This window comes from Massilia solisilvae, from assembly GCF_024753215.1.
Taxonomy (GTDB): domain Bacteria; phylum Pseudomonadota; class Gammaproteobacteria; order Burkholderiales; family Burkholderiaceae_D; genus Telluria; species Telluria solisilvae.
The window spans coordinates 344,243-366,415 of record NZ_JANUGV010000001.1 but is presented as its reverse complement, the minus strand read 5'-3'; the positions used below and the strand labels follow the sequence as shown (position 1 = coordinate 366,415).

Annotated in this window: 13 protein-coding genes; 6 read left to right on the top strand and 7 right to left on the bottom strand. The window is 66.2% G+C overall.

Annotated elements, in window-relative coordinates; genetic code table 11:
• Positions 1-22: 22 nt before the first annotated feature.
• Positions 23-1,654: an alpha-D-glucose phosphate-specific phosphoglucomutase gene (locus tag NX773_RS01555; RefSeq protein WP_258854650.1), complete on the bottom strand. Its 1,632-nt coding sequence runs from the start codon at positions 1,652-1,654 to the stop codon at positions 23-25.
• A gap of 89 nt (positions 1,655-1,743) precedes the next feature.
• Complete coding sequence (locus NX773_RS01550; protein WP_258855822.1) at positions 1,744-3,063, bottom strand: MFS transporter; 1,320 nt, start codon at positions 3,061-3,063, stop codon at positions 1,744-1,746.
• A gap of 207 nt (positions 3,064-3,270) precedes the next feature.
• Here NX773_RS01550 and NX773_RS01545 point away from each other — a divergent pair, with 207 nt between their 5' ends.
• Positions 3,271-4,539: an MFS transporter gene (locus NX773_RS01545; RefSeq protein ID WP_258854649.1), complete on the top strand. Its 1,269-nt coding sequence runs from the start codon at positions 3,271-3,273 to the stop codon at positions 4,537-4,539.
• 13 nt (positions 4,540-4,552) lie between these two features.
• A complete protein-coding gene (locus tag NX773_RS01540) occupies positions 4,553-5,401 on the top strand; it encodes an alpha/beta hydrolase (RefSeq protein ID WP_258854648.1) in 849 nt (282 codons plus the stop codon).
• Positions 5,402-5,512: 111 nt separating this feature from the next.
• On the opposite strand, the gene NX773_RS01535 is transcribed toward NX773_RS01540, so the two are convergent.
• The 3 genes from NX773_RS01535 to NX773_RS01525 form a co-directional block, all read right to left on the bottom strand.
• Positions 5,513-7,279 carry a DEAD/DEAH box helicase gene (locus NX773_RS01535; protein ID WP_258854647.1) on the bottom strand — a complete coding sequence of 589 codons (1,767 nt, stop codon included), beginning with the start codon at positions 7,277-7,279 and terminating at the stop codon, positions 5,513-5,515.
• 62 nt (positions 7,280-7,341) lie between these two features.
• Positions 7,342-8,958 (bottom strand): L,D-transpeptidase family protein, encoded by a 1,617-nt coding sequence (locus tag NX773_RS01530; protein WP_258854646.1) that lies wholly within the window; start codon positions 8,956-8,958, stop codon positions 7,342-7,344.
• A 138-nt stretch (positions 8,959-9,096) separates the two neighbouring features.
• Positions 9,097-11,871: a TonB-dependent receptor gene (locus tag NX773_RS01525; RefSeq protein WP_258854645.1), complete on the bottom strand. Its 2,775-nt coding sequence runs from the start codon at positions 11,869-11,871 to the stop codon at positions 9,097-9,099.
• 528 nt (positions 11,872-12,399) lie between these two features.
• Here NX773_RS01525 and NX773_RS01520 point away from each other — a divergent pair.
• The 3 genes from NX773_RS01520 to NX773_RS01510 are packed head-to-tail and all read left to right on the top strand — an operon-like array spanning position 12,400 to position 19,475.
• Entirely contained in the window at positions 12,400-14,268 is a 1,869-nt protein-coding gene (locus NX773_RS01520; RefSeq protein ID WP_258854644.1) for a glycoside hydrolase family 13 protein, read from the top strand.
• On the top strand, positions 14,265-16,565 hold the full coding sequence (locus tag NX773_RS01515) for an amylo-alpha-1,6-glucosidase (protein WP_258854643.1): 2,301 nt from the start codon (positions 14,265-14,267) through the stop codon (positions 16,563-16,565). The genes NX773_RS01520 and NX773_RS01515 overlap by 4 nt, the downstream gene beginning before the upstream one ends.
• A gap of 6 nt (positions 16,566-16,571) precedes the next feature.
• Entirely contained in the window at positions 16,572-19,475 is a 2,904-nt protein-coding gene (locus NX773_RS01510; RefSeq protein ID WP_258854642.1) for an MGH1-like glycoside hydrolase domain-containing protein, read from the top strand.
• A 6-nt stretch (positions 19,476-19,481) separates the two neighbouring features.
• Here the strand turns inward: NX773_RS01510 and NX773_RS01505 are convergent, their stop codons facing one another.
• Both NX773_RS01505 and NX773_RS01500 read right to left on the bottom strand, forming a co-directional pair.
• Positions 19,482-19,997 (bottom strand): GNAT family N-acetyltransferase, encoded by a 516-nt coding sequence (locus NX773_RS01505; RefSeq protein ID WP_258854641.1) that lies wholly within the window; start codon positions 19,995-19,997, stop codon positions 19,482-19,484.
• Between the two features lie 74 nt (positions 19,998-20,071).
• The gene (locus NX773_RS01500) at positions 20,072-21,346 is read right to left on the bottom strand and encodes an amidohydrolase family protein (RefSeq protein ID WP_258854640.1); all 1,275 of its coding nucleotides are present in this window, start codon (positions 21,344-21,346) and stop codon (positions 20,072-20,074) included.
• Between the two features lie 201 nt (positions 21,347-21,547).
• Between NX773_RS01500 and NX773_RS01495 the strand changes: the two genes are divergently transcribed.
• Positions 21,548-22,165, top strand: coding sequence for a phasin family protein (locus NX773_RS01495; protein WP_258854639.1), 618 nt, complete (start codon positions 21,548-21,550; stop codon positions 22,163-22,165).
• The last annotated feature ends 8 nt before the right edge of the window (positions 22,166-22,173 follow it).

Sequence of the window (22,173 nt, the reverse complement as noted above, 5' to 3'; positions counted from 1 at the left end):
CTTGTTGTTGTGGTTGGTCGAATCATGTGATGACGCTGGGCCGCTCGCGTCCCGTGCGCTTGCGCAGCCCGGAGATTTGTTCGGCGATCGCCGCCAGTGGAGCCAGCGCTTCCTGCGTATCGAGATCGTGGCGCGCCGGGTCGGCCTCGTAGCGCTCGAGGTACAGCCGCACGGTCGCCCCTTCGGTGCCGGTGCCCGACAGGCGCAGCACGATGCGCGAGCCGTCGGTCATCACGATGCGGATACCCTGGTGCGTCGCGACCGACTTGTCCACCGGGTCGGTGTAGGCGAAATCGTCGGCCAGCGCGATGCGGTGCCCACCGTAAGTGTGTCCGGCCAGGAGCGGGAGCCTGTGGCGCAGGTCCGCCATCACACCTTCCGCGGCAGCCGCGTCCACGGCTTCGTAGTCATGGCGCGAGTAGTAGTTGCGGCCGAAACGCTGCCAGTGTTCGCGCACGAGCTGCGGCACGCTCTTGCCGGTTGCGGCCAGGATGTTCATCCAGAACAGCACCGCCCACACGCCATCCTTTTCGCGGATGTGGTTGGAGCCAGTGCCATAACTCTCCTCGCCGCACAGCGTGGCCAGGCCAGCGTCCATCAGGTTGCCGAAGTACTTCCAGCCGGTGGGCGTTTCGAAGCAGCTCACGCCCAGCGCCTCTGCCACACGGTCGGCGGCGGTCGAGGTGGGCATGGAACGGGCGATGCCAAGGATACCCTCGCGGTAGCCCGGCGCCACGGTCGCATTGGCGGCGATGATGGCCAGGCTGTCCGACGGCGTCACCACGAAGTTGCGGCCGACGATCATGTTGCGGTCACCGTCGCCGTCGGATGCGGCGCCGAAATCGGGCGCGCTTGCACCGGCCATCAGTTCGATCAGCTCGGCCGCGTTGACCGGGTTCGGGTCGGGGTGGTGGCCGCCGAAGTCTTCCAGCGGTTCGGCATTGATGACGGTGCCGGCGGGTGCGCCCAGCATGCCTTCGATGATCGCCTTTGCGTACGGACCAGACGCTGCGTGCATGCCGTCAAAGCGCATCGTAAAGCCGCGCGCGAACAGGGCGCGGATCGCGCCAAAGTCGAACAGGCTTTCCATCAGCCCGGCGTAATCGGCCACGGGGTCGATCACCTCGACCTCCATGGCCTCGATGCGCCTGGTGCCGATGGTGTCGATGTCCACCGGCGGCGCATCGCTGATGCGGTAGCTGGTGAGGGCATGGGTGTTCGCGAAAATGGCCTCGGTGATCTTCTCCGGCGCCGGGCCGCCGTTCTCGATGTTGTACTTGATGCCGAAGTCCCCGTGCGGCCCGCCCGGGTTGTGGCTGGCCGAGAGCACGATGCCGCCGCTGGCGCCGCGCTTGCGGATCACGCAGCTCACGGCGGGCGTGGACATGAGCCCGCGCCGCCCGACCAGCATTTTGGCCACGCCATGCGCCGCCGCCATGCGCAAAATGACCTGAATCGCGGTGCGGTTGAAGTAGCGGCCGTCGCCGCCCAGCACCAGGGTAAGCCCCGAGCAAGCGCCCAGGGTCGTGAAAATCGCTTCGACAAAATTTTCGAGGTAGCCAGGCGCCTGGAACTCGGTGACCTTCTTGCGCAGCCCGGAGGTGCCGGGGCGCTGGCCGCTGAACGGGCTTGTCGCTACGGTGTGGATTGTCATGCTTCGCTCCTGTCCCGATTCGGTCTCGTCATGGTTTGTTGTCAAACCTTCACGATACGACAGGAGCGAAAATCGCGGCGCAGGACTGGTCAGCGGTCCGATTTGTCGGTCACGAACAGGGTCAGCACGGCGGCGAGCAACATGCTCACGCCACCCAGCACCAGCAGGCGGATCGTGTGGCCGTCGAACAGGTACTTGTTGGCGAAGCCCAGCAGGGTGCCGCTGCAGATCTGCGGGATCACCACAAAGAAGTTAAACAGCCCCATATAGTAGCCCATGCGCCGCGCCGGCAGCGAGCCGGCCAGGATCGCGTACGGCATCGACAGGATGCTGGCCCAGGCCAGGCCCACGCCGATCATCGGCAGGACCAGCGTCTGCTTGTGCGTGATGAAGTACAGGCTGATGAGGCTCGCGCCGCCAACGGCCAGGCACAGCGCGTGGACCATCTTGCGGCTGGTCGCGCGCGCCAGTGCCGGCAGCACGAAGGCGGCCAGCGCGGACACGCCGTTATACACCGCGAACATGATCCCGACCCAGTTGGCCGCATCCTGGAACTGTGCCGACTGCGCGTTGGCGGTGCCATACACGTTTTCGGCCACGCCGTTGGTGGTGTAGATCCACATGGCGAACAGCGCGATCCACGTGAAGAACTGCACAAAGGCCAGCTGCACCATGGTGCGCGGCATGCGCAGGAAGCCGCCGAAAATCTCCGACAGCGCCACGCCAAAGCGGCGCGCATGCTTGCGCTGCGCCTTGAAGCCCTCCAGGTCCTCCGGCGGCAGTTCGTCGGCCGTCAGCACGGTCCAGCTCACGGCCAGCAGGAACACCAGGCCGCCGATGTAGAACGAGTAGCGCACCGTGTCGGGAATGCCTCCGCCCACCGGCACGTTGGACACGCCCAGGTAGTCCGCAAAAATCGTCGGCAGCATCGACGCGATCACCGCGCCCACGCCGATGAAGAAGGTCTGCATCGCGAAGCCCGCGGTGCGCTGCGATTCGTCGAGCTTGTCGCCGACAAAAGCGCGGAACGGCTCCATCGATACGTTGATCGCCGCATCCATCATCCACAGCACGGCCACCGCCATCCACAGCGCGGTCGAATCAGGCATCAGGAACAGCGCCAGCGCGGCCATCAGCGCACCGGCGAAGAAGAACGGGCGCCGACGGCCCCAGCGCGGATGCCAGGTGTTATCGGACAGGTAGCCGATCACCGGCTGCACCAACAGGCCCGTGACCGGCGCGGCCAGCCAGAACAGGGACAGGTTGTCGGGGTTGGCGCCGAGCGTGGTGAAAATGCGGCTGGTGTTGGCGTTTTGCAGCGCAAAGCCGAACTGGATGCCGAAGAAGCCGAAGCTCATGTTCCACAGCTGCCAGAACGACAGGCGCGGCTTGAGCGCGTTGGTTTGCATTTCCACTTGATTTGTCTCCGGTGACGCCCCTTCGGGACGGGGGCGCTTGATCTCGTGCGCTGGCAGCCTGGGCCATGACTTTGTAGCAAAATAACATGGCGATTTCTGAGTGTCAATTGAACACATTCCATTGTAGAATCAGGATGACACCTTCGCCACACTGGCGTTTTGTAGTCAAACAACATAACAACAGGACGGGGACATCAAATGCTGCCGATGCAAAGGCGCCTCTCGAACTTCTTCTACGCGGTCATCAGCCTGCCTGCCACGGCGATGGGTACCGCGCTGTGCATCCAGATCTCGGCGCTGTCCTGGCTGCTCTCGACCAAATACCATCTCGACATCCACGAGATCGGCGTGGTGTGGGCGGCAGGGCCGGCCGCGGGCATCCTCGGCCAGATGATCATTGGCCTGATCAGCGATGGCACGTGGTTCTGGGGCGGGCGGCGGCGGCCGTTCATCCTGATCGGTGGAGCGCTGGCGGCGCTGTCGCTGTTCCTGCTGCCTCGCATCGACCTTGTGGCAAGCATGCTCGGCGTGAGCAACCTGCTGGTGGTCGCGGTGATGGTGGCGCTCACGCTGGACATCTCGATCAACATCAGCTTCAACCCAACCCGTTCACTGATCGCCGACCTCACACCCGAGGGCATTGCTCGCACGCGCGGCTACACGTGGATGCAGACCATCTCCGGCTTTTGGGGCGTGATGGCCTACCTGGTCGGCGCCTTCATCGACAACTATGCGCTCATTTCGATGGGCGTGGTGCTGGTGCTGGCATTCTCGGTGCTGCCGATGTTCCTGGTGGAGGAGCCGCGCGAACTGGGCCCGGCCGAAACGCAGGCCGCCACCAAGACCGAATGGAGCCAGTTGAGGCGCATCTTCCTGGCGCACGGCTTCACCTGGCTGGGCGTGCAGTCGATGTTCGTGTACATCATCTCGTTCATTCAGCAGCACATTGTCGCCGCCGGCTCGGCCGACGCGGCGGGGCAGTCCGGGCAGGTGATCGCGATTTCGTTCGCGGTGATGAATGTGGTCGGCTTCATCCTGCCGGCTGCGGTGCTGGCGCCGCTGGTGGCGCGCTGCGGCCGCGTGCGCGTGCACGTAGCGTGCGTGGCGACGATGGCAGCGGCTTACCTGGCCATTGCGCTGGCCGCACGCAGCGCCGCCATGCTGTATGTGCTGATGGCGGTGGTGGGCATCGGCTGGGCCGCCGTGGTATCCCTGCCGTTCGCGGTGATGAGCGAAAAGGTGGACAAGAGCCGCATGGGCTTTTTCATGGGCCTGTTCAACCTGTCCGTGGTGCTGCCGCAGCTGCTCTCGACCCAGGTCGGCTTCGCGCTCAAGGACGCGGCCGACAAGAGCCTGCTGTTCTATATCTGCGCCGCGTGCATGGCCATCTCCGCGCTGCTTTGGTGCCTGGTCAGCGACAGCAAGAACGTGGCGGCGCCCGCCGCGCAGCCGGTATCGGCACACTGAAAGGAGCAGGACCATGAATGCATTCAAAGCAGCCCTTGCCGCCTTGGCCATCGTCGCCTTGCAAGCCCATGCGGCCGATGTACCGGCGCGACCGTCCACCGCCCTGCCCGGGGTTTCGCTGCTGCCCACGCAACTGGAGATGCCCGGCCTTGGGCGCCAGCGCCAGCTGCGCATCTACCTGCCGCCCGGTTACGCCAGCTCGCACAAGCGCTACCCGGTGCTGTACATGCACGACGCCCAGAACCTGTTCGACGACGCCACGTCGTACGCCGGCGAATGGAAGGTGGACGAAACGCTCGATGCGCTCGCGAAGGCGGGCAAGCTGGAACTGATCGTGGTCGGCATCGACAACGGGCAGGACAAGCGGATGAACGAGCTCAATGCCTGGGACAACCCGCGCTTCGGGCCGGCCGAAGGGCGCCAGTACATGGACTTCATCGTCAAGGTCGTAAAGCCGCTCATCGACAGCAGCTACCGCACCCTGCCCGACCGCGAACACACCGCCATCATGGGCAGCTCGATGGGCGGGTTGATCTCGCACTTTGCGATCAACCAGTACCCCAAGGTGTTCAGCAAGGCCGGCGTGTTCTCGCCCGCCTACTGGACGGCGCCGCAGTCATACGGCTTTGTGGAGCGCACGCCGCTGCCCAAGGATGCGCGCGTGTACATGCTGATGGGCGGGGACGAAGGCGACACCATGGTACCGGACGTGCAGCACATGGCGCAGGTGGTGCGCAAGACAGGACTGCCAGCGGACCACATGGTGCTGAAAATCGTGCCGGGGGCGCACCACAACGAGGGGTTCTGGAGCGGCGAGTTCAAAGACGCTGTGCTCTGGCTCTTCGCCCCAGCAACCAGATAACGTCGTCCCGGCGAGAGCCGGGACCCATGCTGAGTGTGAGCCGACTGCTGCTCCACTTTCATGGTTCTGCATACTGTCTATGGGTTCCGGCTTTCGCCGGAACGACGATACTTAAGGTTGGGTTTTGCGGTACGGCTTCTTGCCGTTGCCCTTCTCGGCAAAGCGGCGGTCGCCGCCCTTCCTGGCGCCGGCCTTCTTTGGCGCAGGCGGTTCGCCGTCCCGGGTGATGTTGAGCTGCTGCCCAGCCACCCACACCTTTTTCAGGTGCTCCATCAGGTCCGGCGGCAGGTCGGCCGGCAGGTCGAGCATGCTGAAGTCGTCGTAGATCTCGATGCGGCCAATGTGCTTGGCGTTGATGCCCGCCTCGTTGGCGATCGCACCGACGATATTGCCCGGCTTGACCCCGTGCACATGCCCCACTTCGATGCGGTACGTGCCCATCCCTGGCTCCGGCGTGTGCGCCACGCGCTCGCGCTTGTAGCCAGGCGCCGCTTCGCCGCGCGGGGCACGCTGGTTGCGCTCGTCCCAGGTGGGTTCCGGGCGCGGCTCGCGCTCCGGCTTTTCCAGCAGCAGCGGCATGTCCCCACGCCCCAGCTTGGCCAGCGCGGCGGCGATGTCCACCGCCGGCACATCCTGCTCGCGCTCGTATTCTTCGATCAGCGAGCGGAACACCTCCAGCCCGCCGGCGGCCAGCGTTTCCGTGATCTGGTCCTTGAATTTGGCGATGCGCACCTCGTTCACCGCCTTCACGGTCGGCAGCGTGAGCGGCGACACCGGCTGGCGCGTGGCACGCTCGATGGCCTTGAGCAGCCCGCGCTCGCGCGGGGTGATGAACAGGATCGCCTCGCCGCTGCGGCCGGCGCGCCCGGTGCGGCCGATGCGGTGGGTGTAGCTTTCGGGGTCGGACGGCACGTCGTAGTTGATCACGTGGCTGATGCGTTCCACGTCCAGTCCGCGCGCGGCCACGTCGGTGGCCACCAGGATGTCAATGCGGCCGTCCTTGAGCTGGTCGATGGTGCGCTCGCGCTGCTGCTGCGCCATGTCGCCGTTGATGGCGGCGGCCGCAAAGCCACGCGCCTGCAGTTTGCTGGCCAGTTCCTCGGTGCCCAGCTTGGTGCGCGCGAAGATGATCATGCCGTCGAACGGTTCGGCTTCCAGAATGCGGGTGAGCGCGTCGAGCTTTTGCATGCCCGCCACCAGCCAGTAGCGCTGCGTGATGTTCTCGGCGGTGCTGGTCTTGGCCGCCACCGTGACCTCGGCCGCGTCGCGCAGGTAGGTCTTGGCGATGCGCTTGATCTGCGGCGGCATGGTGGCCGAGAACAGCGCGGTCTGGCGTGCCTCGGGAGTCTGTTGCAGGATGTGCTCGACATCGTCGATGAAGCCCATGCGCAGCATCTCGTCCGCTTCGTCCAGCACCAGCGTCTTCAGCTGCGACAGGTCGAGCGAGCCCTTTTCGATGTGGTCGATAACCCGGCCGGGCGTGCCGACGACGACGTGCACGCCGCGGCGCAGCGCCGCCAGCTGCGGGCCGTAGCTCTGGCCGCCGTAGATCGGCAGGACGTGGAAATTCTTGGTGTGCGAAGCGTAGCTCTGGAACGCTTCGGCCACCTGGATCGCCAGTTCGCGCGTGGGCGCGAGCACCAGCGCCTGCGGCGCATGCTGCCTGATGTCGAGCGTCGCCACGATCGGCAGGGCGAACGCCGCCGTCTTGCCGGTGCCGGTTTGCGCCTGGCCGAGCACGTCGCGCCCCTGCATCAGCAAAGGGATGGTGGCGGCCTGGATCGGCGAAGGCGTTTCGTAGCCAAGCTCGCGAAGCGCCTTCAGTACGGGCGCGGGAAGATTAAGCTCGGCAAACGCGGCAGGAGAGGTATCGGGCATGGGAGTGATTCTTCGGTGCTAAAAGACCGACAGTTTACTCTGTCGGCCCGATACCGAGGGCACTATTTGGACGCCGCCGCGTCGCTGTGCTCTTTCAGCGCCCGCTCCAGCTCCGGATCGCGACGGTAGATGTCGCGCGCGAACAGCGCCTTGCCGTCGCGCCCGGCCAGCGCCGTAGCGTAGAACAGCACCACCGGCACCGTCGCGGGCAGGTCCACGCGGCGCGTCGGGCCGGGCTGCAGCGCAGCCTGGATCTGGTCGATATCCCAGCGCGGATCGTTGCGCAGCACAAAGCGCGCCAGCTCGGCCGGCTGTTCGACACGGATGCAGCCATGGCTCAGGTCCCGGCGCGACTTGAGGAAGAACTCGCGATTCGGCGTCGAGTGCAGGTAGATGTCCTGCGGGTTGGGCATGGCGAACTTGATCGCGCCGAGCGAATTCCTGGGCCCCGGACGCTGGCGCACGCGCAGCTTGCCCGACCTGAGCTCGGCGATCGTCTCCGCGCTCACCGTGGTCGTCACGCCGCCCTGCCCGACCAGCTCCATGTCGTTGGTTGCAAGGTAGCCATGGTTGCGCTCGAGCTTGGGAATCACTTCCTTGAGCGTGATGCTGCGCGGGACATTCCAGTACGGGTTGAATTCGAGGTAGCGCATCTGCCCGATGAACAGCGGCGTCGGCGTCTTCACGGCCTGGCCGACGATCACGCGCATCTCGAGCGGCTGCGCGGCCGGGTTGGCGCGGTCGAAGGCCCACAGCCGGTAGGCCGGCAGGTTGACCGCGACCATGGGGCCGGCCGGCAGGTCGGGAATCCAGCGCAGCCGCTCGAGGGTGAGCTCCAGCTCGCGCACGCGCTGGGCGAGCGGCACGTTGAGTGCGGCCACGGTGGCGGCGCCAAGTTCGCCCGTCTCCGGCAGGCCATGCCGTCCCTGGAAGCGCCGCACGCCCTCGGCGAGCGTGGCGTCGTACAGCCCGTCCTGCGGCGACGGTTCGTCGCCCGCCAGGTCGCCCAGCTGCACCAGCCGGTCATGCAGCTCGTCCACGGCCGCGTAATTGTCACCAACCGCGACCGTTTTGCGCGGCGACGGCAGGCGCGGCTGCGGCTCGCGCGCGAGCTCGCGGTAGCGGGCCAGCGCCTGCTTCACGCGGCCGTACAACGGCACCTGCGGCTCGGCGGCTGCCACGGCGTCGGCAAGGCGGCCCTTGCCGAGTGCGCCGCGCAGCAGCTCCACCGGGTCGAAGTGCGCAAGGCGCGGGTCCGTGCCGGCGGTGTGGTATTCAGAGCGCACCCGGCCCAGCCGCAGGTCGGCCAGGTAGTGCAGCATGGCCGCGGTGAACGCGACGTCGCGGCGGGCCTGGCTGGCCTGCGCGTCGTCCAGCAGCCGGCGCAGCTCATCGGCCTGGTAGTCGCCAGGGTCGAGCCCTTCCGCGGGCGCCTGCTCAAGCAGCGCGAGCGCGGCCTCGGCCTGCTGGCGGTTCCACGCCGGCGCGTAGCCGCGCGGCGCATAAAAACGGTCGAGCCAGTCGCGCCCGTTCCACGGATGCGAAACGGAGGGCAGCAGCGGCCGTGCGGCCAGCGTCTGGATGGTGGGGGATTCGTCCGCGGCCAGGGCCACGGCGGACTGGCCGAGCAACATGGCGGCCAGCGAGAGCGACGACAACAGGTGACGGCAAAGCTTCATGATGAGCGGGAGGGTCCAGGTTCAATGTTCAGCCCACCCGCTATTCTACGGCTACGTCGCCGGCCTAAAAATAAAAAATGCCGTTCAGGCCAGGCTGAACGGCATTTGCGCTGGTCCCGGCACGCAGCCGGTGCCGGATCAGAACTTGTAGTTCAGGCCCACCAGCATCGTGCGGCCGTACTTCTGGTATTCCAGCTGTTGGTCGCGGCGCGCGGCGTAGGTTTCGTACGCGGCATTGGTCAGGTTGTTCACCTGCAGCAGCAGGCCAACATTCTTGAACATGCCCGAATCGAAGGTGTAACCGAGCTGCAGGTCAACCACGTTTTCGCCCACGACGTAACGCAGGGCGCGGTCCGCCGCAAAGTTGCCGATCTCGCCAACGAAGTCCGAACGCTTGCGCTGGCTGACGCGCGCCTCGAAGCCCGCCTTCTCGTAGTACACGGTCAGGTTGGTGACGTGCTTGGACAGGCCCGGCAGCGGGATGTCCTGGCCAATGCTGCTGCTCGGGTCCTGGATCTTGATCGAGCTGTCGCTGTAGGTGGCGCTGGCGATGACGCCAAAGCCGTCCAGCATCGGCGAAACCAGGTTCAGCGGCAGCGAGCCGGACAGCTCGATGCCCTTGAGCGTGCCGCCCTGGCCGTTGTACGGCGCGGTGTAGTTGCCGAACTGGGTCTGGGCGATCGTACCCGGGGTGTACTTCGAAAAGTCGTAGGTCTTGGTCTGCGTGTAGATATAGCTGGTCAGCTTTTTGTGGAAGACAGCGGCTGCCAGATAAGCCTTCTTGCCGAAGTACTTCTCGTACGACAGGTCGATGGCGTTGGCGCGCCACGGGTCGAGCTGGGCGTTGCCGCCGCTGCCACCCGGTTTGAAGTCCACATTACTCACGCCGAAGTCGAGCGACGAACGCAGCTGGTCCACGCGCGGGCGCGCCACCTGCTTTGCCGCGGCAAAGCGCACGGTCTGGTCGTTGGCCAGGCCGAACGCCAGGTTCAGGCTCGGCAGCACGTCGGTGTAGGTCTTGCCGTCGTCGACCGGCTTGACCTGGCTGCCGGCAGCGGCGGTGCCGTCCCAGTAGTTGGCGGACGACGACTGGTCGGCGCGCTGCACCTGCACGCCGGCATTGCCGCGCATGCTGACCGAACCGAAGTCGTGGTCGATGTTAGCCTGGATGAAGCCGGTGGTGATCTTTTCCTTGACGTTCCATGCCTTCGAGATCAGGTAGGACTGGCTGTCGGTCGGATTGAACGTCATGTACTTGGCCACCACGGCCGGCACGTTCCAGGCCGGGATCCAGCCCGAGCCCGAGAAGCCCAGGTCCACCGGCGAGTACTGCAGGTCGCTCGAGATGGTCGACGGCGCGCCCTTCAGGTTGATGTTCCCTTCGGGCTGGCGCTTGCGCTTGTCGCGGTCCGAGTAGTTCACGCCAACGTCGATGCTGTCGATGACGCCGGCCAGGTCGCCCGCCATCGGAATGTTGGCCTTGAGCTTGAAGCTCTTGAGCTCATCGTCCACGTGCGGGGTCTTGCCGTAACCCGAACCGTAGATCGTGTCGCGCACGAACAGGTTGGCCGGATTGCTGTAGTCGCGGGTGCCGGCGATGGTCGGGAAGCTGCCCATGCCGAAGCGCAGGGTCATGTTATCCAGGAACGGCGTCGGCGTGGCCGAGACGGTACTGATCTGGGTGTTGTTCTCCAGGCTCAGTTCATTGCGCTCGGCCTTCGAGTAGCTCATGTCGGCCAGCAGCTTGAAGCCTTCGAAGACGAATTCGTTGCTCCAGCCGGTCGCGCGGATCTGGTCGTGGCGATCGTTGTACATGCCGCGCACCAGCGGGTACACGTTCTGCGCAACGCCGCCGGTCAGCACGCCGTTGGCGGTGGTGACCGGCTTGTACATCAGGCCCGGGTCGAAGCCGCCGTTCCAGCCGCCCAGGTTCACTTCGATCTGGTTGGCGGTTTCTTCGCGGCGGAAGTTGGACGCATAAACGTCAAGGATGCTGGTCCACTGGCGCGACGGGCGGTACTGGAGCACGCCCATCAGGCCGTCGCGGCGGTTGTCGCCGCTGCGGGCCACCGACTTGACCCCATCCATGATGTAAGTGCCGGCCGGGATGCCCGGACGCGAGTCGGTCTTCCACGGCTCGTACATGCCGGTTTCATGGGTCAGCACCGGCGAGTCGAGGTGTGCAAAGCCGATCGCCACACCCAGGGTGCGGTCGAGGAACTGGTCGATGTAGCTGATCGAGAAGCGATTGCCGGTCGACTTGGCATTGGCGATTGCGCCGAGCGAGTTCTTCTCCATGCGCGCATTCATCGCCACCGCGCGGCCGCTGAACGACAGCGGACGCACGGTCTGCATGTCCAGCGTGCCCGACAGGCCCTGGCCCACCAGTGATGCATCAGGCGTCTTGTAGATGGTCACCCCCGAGAGCAGCTCCGACGGGTACTGGTCGAACTCGACACTGCGGTTGTCGCCGGTGCTGACCTGCTCGCGGCCGTTGAGCAGGGTGGTCGAGAAATCGGGGGACAGGCCGCGCACGCTGATGACCTGGGCACGGCCACCGACGCGCTGCGCCGCCAGGCCCGGCAGGCGCGCGATCGATTCGGCGATGCTCACGTCGGGCAGCTTGCCGATGTCTTCCGCCGAAATCGCCTCGACGATCGAGGTCGAATTCTTCTTCACCGAGATGGCATCTTCGATACCGCGGCGGATGCCGGTCACGACCACCTTCTCGACCGGCGCGCCGTTGGCGTCTGCGGCCTGCTGAGCGGCCGGTGCCGACACCGCTGCCTCTTGCGCGTACACGTTGGCGGAGAGCGCCGACAGGAACACGGCGCAACCTGCTGCCACCGGGCTCAGCTTAAACACAAGCTTGCCATCGATGCTGGCGACGCGCTTGCCTTCCAGAGTATTCATTTGTCCCCTCACTCATCAGATATCTATTGTTTTCCCGAACTACAGCCGGCGGCCAGAACAACGCGGGAGCCTGAAGCAAACGTTCTTAGACGTTCGTCAACGATTCTGTACTAAAACTAGATGCACTGTCAACGCGGCTTGCTTCATGTTACGTCAATACCCCGGCTTTTCTGGCGCTCCCTAGAGAGAAAGCCGTCTATCGTTGTATTTCAGCTACAAACACATGCAGATACTGATGTAGTCGTACTACATTCATTGTGTTTTTCCCCGCCACGGGGCGGACCTGCACTACAACGGTGCGAAGATTTTCGCTGCCTGGACGGCGCTGCTGGGCAACCGGCGCCGTCAGGGAGTGTAACAAAACTAGCGCAACAACAGCGCTCGCGCGTTGATGCTGTCAATTTCCTATAGTATTCTCAGCATGATACGAACAAAAACGCCTGGGACCAGCCAGCCTATGGAAACCGGCGATTGATGTAGTCACGCTACTTTTTTGCTGCGCGGCTGCGCCGGTTGAACGGAGACGCCTTGGACTTCAAGAACAAACTTGCCGCAAGCCTGCTGTTTGCGAGCATCACCCTTCCCGCCTGTGCGACGCCCGCCCCCGCCATCGACCACATGGAGCCGCCGTTCTGGTGGGTTGGCATGCGCCACCACGAGCTGCAGCTGATGGCGCACGGCGAGCGCATCGCGGACCTGGAGCCGCACATCGCCTACCCCGGCGTGCGCATCGCGTCGGTCACGCGCGTGGCAAACCGCAACTATGTGTTCATCAACCTCGTCATCGATGACAGCGCGGCGCCAGGCAGCTTCGATATCGAGTTCCAGGGCGCTCGCCACAAGCTGCGCCATGCATACCGGCTGCTGGCGCGCGAGCCGGGTTCGGCCCAGCGCCAGGGCTTTTCGAGCCGCGATGCGATCTACCAGGTCATGCCCGACCGTTTTGCCAACGGCGACCCGCGCAACGACAGCGTCGCGGGCCTGCCCGACAAGCTCGATCGCGCGCTCGGACACGGCCGCCACGGCGGCGACATCCAGGGCATCATCGACCATCTCGACTACATCGCGGGCCTGGGCTTTACCCAGCTTTGGCCCACACCGCTGCTGGAAAGCGATGAACCGGCGGCCTCGTACCACGGCTATGCCGCGACCGACCACTACCGCATCGACCCGCGCTACGGCAGCAATGAGGACTATCTGCGCCTGTCGCGCGAGGCGCGCAAGCACGGCATCGGCCTGATCCAGGACGTGGTGCTGTCGCACATCGGCAGCCGGCACTGGTGGATGAGGGACCTGCCCACACCCGACTGGGTCAATTACGGCGGCAAATTCGTGCCGACCCATCACCACCGGGTGGCCGTGCAGGACCGGTACGCCGCGCGCGCGGACGCCGAGAACTTCACGCGCGGCTGGTTCGCACCCGGGATGCCGGACCTGAACCAGACCAACCCGCTGGTGGCCAATTACCTCATTCAGAACAACATCTGGTGGATCGAGTACGCCGCGCTGTCGGGCCTGCGCATCGACACCTTCAGCTATTCGGACGGCCGCTTCCTGGCCGATTACACGCGCCGCCTGACCGACGAATACCCGCGCCTGAACATGGTTGGCGAGGAATGGAGCATGCTGCCGCCGGTGGTCTCGCGCTGGCAGCGCGGCAAGGCCAACTTCGACGGCTACGCGAGCTACATGCCGAGCATGATGGACTTCCCGCTGGCCGAGGCGATGCGCAAGGCGCTGTCGGGCAAGGGCGAAGCCTGGAACACCTTCAACGACGTGTACGAGACGCTGTCGCTGGACTATCTCTATCCCGACCCGGGCAACCTGGTCCTCTTCGACGGCAACCACGACCTGGCGCGCCTGTACAGCGTGGTGGGCGAGGACTTCGACAAGTACAAGATGGACCTGGTGTTCGTGATGACCATGCCGCGCATCCCGCAGTTCTACAGCGGCGACGAGATCCTGATGACCAGCACCGTGGGCGAGCGCGACGATTCGAGCTACCGGCGCGACTTCCCCGGTGGCTGGGCCGGCGACAAGGTGAATGCCTTCACGGGGACCGGGCTCACGCCGCGCCAGCGAGAAGCCCGGGAATTCGTGCGCAAGCTGGTCAACTGGCGCAAGACGCAGCCCGTGATCCACCGCGGGAAGCTGATGCACTACGGTCCCGAGGACGACGCCTACGTCTGGTTCCGCTACGACGAGCACGACAAGGTGATGGTGGCATTGAACGCCAGCGCAAAGGAAACCCGGCTGGCCACCAGCCGCTTCCAGGAGATGCTGCAGGGCGCGCCATCCGGTGTCGATGTCCTGACCGGCAAGACCTATGCGCTGGATGCCGAACTGGTCCTGCCGCCCCACGCCGCAATCATCCTGCAGCTTGCGGGCACGCGATGAAGCGCGTTGCCGTTGCTGTTGCCGCGCTCTGCGCACTGCCGCTCGGCGCGGCCGAGCGCCCCGGTATGGACGCGCTGTTCGACCAGATGGCCATCACCGTGCCAGCCGGCCAGCAGTCGCGCTTTGTGGCGGGCGACAACCTGGCCGGCTATTACGAAGGCTTCACCCACAGCCGCGGCAAGGGCGAGGGCTATGTCTTCAAGAGCGGGACGATCTTGCGCGACTATGCCACCTTCGCTGGCGATCTTGAAAACGACCGCGCGCGCGGGCAGGAGCAGGTGCTGCCTTACGGCCACCGGCTGCGCTTTGACAACGGCGCAACAGAAGAGATGGCGCTCCTGTCCAAGCAGCAGGCGCTCGCGGTCACCGTCACCAGCCCGGCCTCACAGACGCTGGGCGTGCAGCCGCTGCTGGCAACACGCGGCGCCGTGGAGATGCGCGACGGCGTGCTCGTCGTCGCGCCCGGCCCCGGCGCGGCACTGTTCATGGCCCTGGCGGCGGACCAGCCGTTCACCCATGACGATCGGCTGGTGCTGCGCACCACCGCTCCGGCGCGCCGCTTCACGGTCGTGGCCGCGTTTGCCGCCACCGCTGACGAGGCCGCACGCAAGGCGCGCACGCTCGCGCAGGGCGACCCGATCGGACTCGAAAAGGCGGCGCTCTACCAGATCCTGACCCGCAGCTGGCTGCAGACCAGCGACGCCGACTACAACAAGGCGCTCATTTGGGCCAAGGCGGCGTCGTACATGTTCGTGGTCGATGAATACGGCCCCGGCATCTGGGCTGGGCTGCCGTGGTTCCGCGAGAACTGGGGCCGCGACACCTTCATCGCCCTGCCCGGCACGCTGCTGGTCTCCGGCCAGTTCGACCAGGCACGCGCGGTGCTCGCCAATTTTGCGCGCTACCAGAACCTGGGCGAGCCGCGCGGGCGCGACTACGGCCGCATTCCCAACCGCGTCGGCCTGGGTGACATCATCTACAACACAGTGGACGGCACGCCCTGGATGCTGCGCGAGGCGCTCGAATACGTGCGCTACACGGGCGACCGCGAGTTCGCAGCGCAAATGCTCAAGCTGGCCGTGCCCTACTTCGACGGCGCCTTCGCCAACTATGTGGACAGCGACGGCCTGCTGCGCCACGATTCGGCCGACACCTGGATGGATGCGCGCATCGAGAACAAGCAGCCATGGTCCGCACGCGGCCCGCGTGCGGTCGAGATCCAGGCGCTGTGGTACACCGCCCTGCAGGCAGGAGCATGGTTCGCGGCGCAAGCCGGGGACGAGCAGCACGCGCGCGCGTGGACCATGAGCGCGGACCATGCACGCGCCAGTTTCCTGCGGCTGTTCTGGGACGGCCGCACAATGGCGGACCGCTTGCGCGAAGACGGCAGCCGCGACGCCAAGGTGCGGCCCAACCAGCTGATGGTGGCCTCGATCCCGTTCGACGACTTCGTGCCGCGCGCCGTGCAGGCGCAGGTCACGCGCAATGCGGTCTCGCGGCTGCTCTACCCTTACGGCATCGCCTCGCTCAGCCAGGACGATCCCTACTTCCACCCGCGCCACGAGAATCCCGCCTTCCACCACAAGGACGCCGCCTACCACCAGGGCACGGTGTGGGGCTGGAACGCAGGCTTCACCGTGACCGCGCTGAACAAATTCGGTTACCAGGACTTGTCGTGGCAGCTGACGCAGAACCTGGGCGACCAGATTCTGCACCTGGGCACCCTTGGCAATATGAGCGAATTGCTCGACGCCCTGCCGCACGAGGGCGGCCGGCTCAGGCCGTCCGGCACGTTTGCGCAGTCGTGGAGCGTGGCCGAATATACGCGCAATGCCTACCAGGACTACGTGGGCTTTCACCCGGACCTGGTGGAGGGCGTGCTCGCGTTCTCGCCCGCGATTCCCGCCGCCTGGACCAGCTTTGCGGCCGTCCTGCCGTTTGGCCAGGGTGAGTCGCTCGGCATCGACTTCAAGCGCCGGCATGGCGAACGCTGGACCTTCCGGCTCGACGGACAGCTTGCGCGCAAGGTCCGCTTCGAGTTTCTCCGTCCGGACAAGAGCCGTGCCCGCGTCGAGTTCACGCTCACGCCAGGGGAAGCGTCGACGCTGCTGGTCGCCAACGGCCATGCCAGCATCGACGGCGCGCGGCTCGAGGCGGCCGCGGTGCAGCCTTCTTATGCGGGCCTGATCGGCAACCTGCACTTCGTGCAACCGAAGGCCTACCGCCCCGAGGCATTCCCGATGCTGCGCGGGCGCGATGTCCTGAAGGGCATCGTCGAACGAAACGAATATCGCTAAGCTCATATGAAACCACTCCGCTGGCTGCTCGGCGCGGCCCTTATCCCCGCCGCGGTACTGGCCGCGGACGGCACGCCGCTGAAGGGTGACATCTACATCCGCGGCGCCTTCAACGGCTGGGGCCTCGATAACGTGATGGCCTGGCGCGGCAACGGCATCTACCAGGCGGACATCCTCGTCAACCCCGGCTACCATGCGTTCAAGGTCGGCAGCCGCGACTGGGGCGCGGAATGGGTGATCGACCCGGCCGCCAGCGTCGCCGTGGAGCCGGGCAAGCCCTACCGCATGGACACCCACCCCGGGCCGGAGGACTACCTCTTCGTCAAGCAGACCTCGACCTGGCGCTTTACGGTGGACGTGTCCGATCCAGCCCGGCCCGTGCTGCGCGTCGCGCGTGTCGAGGGTCCGGCACCGGTGAGTGGCGCCGATCCGCATGCCGGGCACACAGCCGTGTCGATGGACTTTTCCACCTGGGACGGCAAGCGGGAGACCGCGCGCTTCTCGGCCGATGACCCGGCCGCGCCGCTGCGGACCTACACCCAATCGACCACGATGCAGCTGCGCGACCCCGGCCCGCAGCACGTGCGCTACCGCGAATCGGCATCGCTGCCGCGGGTGCGCAGCGGGAACCTCGCTTTCGATGGCTTGTTCGCGCTGGCCGGCGCCGAAATGCTGCAGGACTCGGTGCACGAGATCAGGGATGGCAACTACAACGGCAACGCGCCGATCCCCTGCGAGTGCTTCGAGACAGGCGAGAAGTGGCACTACGTGTGGACGCGCGACCTATCCTACGCGGCCGACCTTGGGCTCGCCATGCTCGACCCGCGGCGCGTGAGGAATTCGCTCGAATTCAAGCTCTCTGGCTGGCGGCCGGGCGTGACCCGCGCGCCGCACGTTGCAGGTGGCAGCGATGGCCTGCAGGTCGTGCAGGACACCGGCAGCGGCGGCAGCTGGCCGGTCAGCACCGACCGCGTCACCTGGGCCTACGCGGCCGAAAAGGTCCTGCTCACCCTGCCCCCGGCAGAACGCGCCGCGTTTGCCCGCACGGCGCTCACGGCCTTGTCCAACACGATCGATAACGACCGGCTTGCCGCGTTCGACAAGGCCACCGGGCTGTACACAGGCGAAGAGTCCTTCCTCGACTGGCGCGACCAGACTTATGCCGCGTGGATTCCAGCAGACCTGGCGTCGATGGCAAGCGCCAAGGCGCTGTCCACCAACGTGGGCCACTACAAGGCCTTGACCCTGGCGGCGCAACTGGCGCGCGAACAGGGCGACATGTCGCGCGCCGGGCGGTACGAAAGCTGGGCGCGCGAACTGAAGCAATCCATCAATCGCAGGCTGTGGCTGAACGATGCGGGCATGTACAGCAGCCTGACCGCCGGCCATTTCGACGGCGCGCCCATGCACAAGTTCGACTGGCTCGGCCAGGCGCTGGCGATCGACACCGGGGTGGCCGGCGCCGCCCGCGCGCGCAGCATCGTGGCCAGCTATCCGCACGGCCCGATGGGCGCGCCGGTCATCTGGCCCCAGCAGCAAGGAATGCCCGTCTATCACAACCGCGCGATCTGGCCGTTCGTCACCGCGTACGGTCTCAGGGCCGCGGCGCGCACCGGCAACGTGAGCGTGGCCGATGCGGCCTACGCCACCCTGATGCGCGGCGCCGCCCTGAACCTGTCGAACATGGAGAACCTGGAGTGGCTGTCCGGCCAGCCGCTGCTGCTCGACGAACAGCACCCGTCGCTGATCGGTCCGGTCATCAGCTCCAGACGGCAACTGTGGTCGGTCGGCGCCTACCTTGGCATGGTGATCGAGGACATATTCGGCGTTCACCTGGCCGCCAACGGCATCGAGATCAAGCCCTTCATCACGGCCCGGCTGCGGCGCGACGCGTTCGGCGAGTCCAGCCTCGCCACACTCGACAACCTGCGCATAAGGGGCAAGGCGCTCACGGTGCGCCTGCATCTCCCACGCGCCGAGCAGGGCAACGGCTACTACCGCGTGGCGCTCATCGCGCTCGACGGCCAACCGGCGCGCGCCGCCATCGCCTGGCAGGAACTGAAGGACGGCAGTACGATCGACGTCGAATTCGGCCCGCTCGTAGCGGGAGAGCAGGCGATCCGCCGGGTCAACGCGAACCCGTACGAGGAGGATCGCGCCGTCTTTGCCCCGCGTGAGCCGCAGATCGCGCGCGTGGAACGCACGCCGGCCGGCAAGCCGGTGCTCCACATCGCGGACGGCGGCAATACCGATGCGCGCTACAACGTGTACCGGGACGGCAAGCTGGTGGCCGCCGCCATCGCCAGCGCTGCGTGGACCGGCGATCGCACCGGCGCCACCGGCTGCTACGCGGTGGAAGCCGTGTATGCGGACACGAACAACTACAGCCACCACGGCATCCCTCGCTGCATCGGCGCCGCCATCGAAGTGCCTGTTACCGATGCACGGGTCTCGTCCAACGTGCCGCGGGCCACGCCAAGCCAGCGCTTCCCGCAGCCGCACATCCAGGACTGGGGCAGCTTTGGCGACCGGTTCGCCGTCGATGCGATCCGTATCGGGCAGACCGGCCAATACGCGGTGCAGGTGCGCTACCACAATAGCGCCAACCAGGTGAACCTGGGGATCAGCGGCGGCGTGAAATGGCTCGCGCTGAAGGACGCGAGCGGACGGGTCGTGGCCGGGGGCGTGGTGCAGCTGCCGCACGCGCGCATCGAGAAAGCGGACACGCCGACGGTGTATTCCACCCCGATCGCCGCCACGCTCACACCCGGCAGCTACCGGCTCGAGCTCTCGGACTTCTACAACATGAGCTACCTGCGCAGCAACAGCGGCTTCAGCGCGGCCGGCGGCGTGGAGGGCCCATCGAACCGGTTCGACATCTACGGCGTGCGCCTGCTGCGGGTGCGCTGAGCGGCGTCAGGCCAGCTCGGCGAGGTACAGGTTGGTGCCGGTGTCCTCCGGCGACTTGTACATGACGCGCTGGAATCGCAGCCCGAGCTTTTGCAGCAGCTCGATCGACGCCGTGTTGGTCGGGCTGGTGATGCCGGCCAGCCGCCTGATGCCGAGGGCGCGCGCGTGCTCCACGGTGGCGCGCGCCGCCTCCAGCGCGTAGCCCCGGCCGCGGTACTCGGGCATGAACGCGTAGCCGATGTCCACGTCTTCCAGGAAGTCGCGCTTGATCAGGCCGCACATGCCGATTCGCGTGCCGCTGTCCTTCAGTTCGACCATGTACATCGAGTGGCCGTGCCGCTCGTGCATCGCCACCGGACCGTCGGTGATGTAGTGGCGCGATTCGTCCATGCTGCGCACGCCGCGGTCGCCGATATGTTCGATGAACGCCGGATCGTTCAGCAGCGCGAGATGGAAGGCGACGTCCTCCTCGTCCAGCGTGATGGTACGCAGGCGAAGTCGTTCGGTTTCGGCGATGATCATGCGAGTCCTGTTCCTGGCCTGGTGGCCACGTTCGTCAATACTGCTGGGTTGCGCGATCTTAGCACCGCTTCGGTTCAGCTGCCGAGCCGGAAATCCACCGCCTGCGGCCGCCCCTGCAGGTGCAGGGCGGCGTGCGCGCGCGGCGCCTCCGCCACCACCACGCCGCGCCGTACCACGGCCCGGCGCGCCGCGCGCAGCCTGATTGCGTCCACCGTGCTGGCGGCGTCCAGCAGCACCAGGTCGGCGTGGCATCCGGGCGCGATGCCGTAGCCCTCCAGGCCCAGGATGCGCGCCGGCGTTTCGGTCACGGCCAGGAAGCACTGGTGCATGGCCTCTTGCCCGGTCATCTGCGCCACGTGCAGGCCCATATGCGCCACTTCGAGCATGTCGCCCGAGCCAAGTCCATACCACGGGTCCATCACGCAGTCGTGGCCGAACGCGACCGGCACGCCGGCGGCCAGCAGCTCGGGCACGCGCGTCATGCCGCGCCGCTTGGGATAGCTGTCGTGGCGGCCCTGCAGGGTGATGTTGATGAGCGGGTTGGCGATCGCCGCCACGCCCGATTCGGCCAGCAGCGGCAGCAGCTTGCTCACGTAGTAGTTGTCCATCGAATGCATCGACGTCAGGTGCGAGCCGGCCACCCTGCCCTGCAATCCCAGCCGCTGCGTCTCGAACGCCAGCGTCTCGATGTGGCGCGACAGCGGGTCGTCGGTCTCGTCGCAATGCATGTCCACGCGCAGCCCGTGCTCGGCCGCGAACTCGCACAGCAGGCGTACCGACTCGGCGCCCTGCGCCATGGTGCGCTCGAAGTGAGGAATGCCGCCCACCACGTCCACGCCCATCGCGATGGCGCGCTTGAGATTGTCGAACGCGTGCGGGCTCCTCAGCAGCCCGTCCTGCGGGAACGCGACCAGTTGCAGGTCGAGATAAGGCCCGACCCGCCTCTTCACGTCGAGCAGGGCTTCCACCGCCAGCAGCCGGTCGTCGCACACGTCCACGTGGCTGCGGATCGCCAGCAGGCCGCGCGCCACGGCCCAGTCGCAGTAGCGCAGCGCACGCTCGACCAGCGCATCTTGCGTCAGCTGCGGCTTGAGCTCGCCCCACAAGGCGATCCCCTCGAGCAGCGTGCCCGATGCGTTCACGCGCGGCTGGCCGTAGCTCAGGGTCGAATCCATGTGGAAGTGGGCGTCCACGAACGGCGTTGTGACCAGGTCGCCGCCGGCGTCGATCTCGCGCGCGCCTTGCACCGGCAGGCTTGGCGCGACGGCGACGATGCGCGCGTCGTCGATGGCGATGTCGATGCCGCGCCGCCCGTCGGGCAGGCTGGCATTGCGGATCACGAGCTGCATGGTTGTCCTTTGGTTGGCCTGGTCGCTGCATTGTAACCGTGCGCCACACCGTTTCAATGCCGACAATAATTTGCCCAACGCAAGTAAAATGCTGCAATGCGAGATTTTGCGACGAAAACGCCACAAAATGCGCTTTTCAACCCCGACAAACGCCGATACACTAGACAATATTGCAGCGCGTCATAACTCCAAGAGGATCACATGAATGCTTTTTCTGAACAGTTGTCCGCAGCACGCAAGGGTCAGTTCGACGCCCAACTCGAGTTTGCCCGCTCCCTGACGGCCCAGGCGTTTGCCACCGCCGAGCAGGTGCTGGCCCTGAACATCAGCACCTCGCGCGCCCAGGTCGAGCGCACTGCCTCCACCTTTCGCCGGCTGCTGTCGATCAGCGATCCGCGCGACCTGTTCACGCTCGGCTCGACCACCCAGGACCAGCTGTCGTCGATGCTGGAGTACGGCCGCGAACTGTTCAACATCGTCACGGATGCACGCTTGAACCTGTCGCGCAGCGCCGGCGAGATGCCCGCGCCGCAGCCTGAGACGGAGCAGGCGGCCGCCCCTGCCGCCGCCGAGCCGCAGCAGAAGGCGCCGAGCAAGCCGGTGGCGGTCGCCGACAGCCAGGCCGCCGCCGAACTGCCGGCCAAGGCCAAGCCGATCGCCAAGGCCGTGCGCAAGGTCGCCGGCAAGCGCGGCGCGGCCAAGCCGTCCGCCTCGCCCATCGCCATCGAAGCGGTGCTCGACCCGAAGCCGCAGATGGAGGCCGGCGCCGCCGTGGTCCAACTGAAGCCGGCCACCGCGCGCAAGGCGCGCAAGAAGTAATTGCCAAG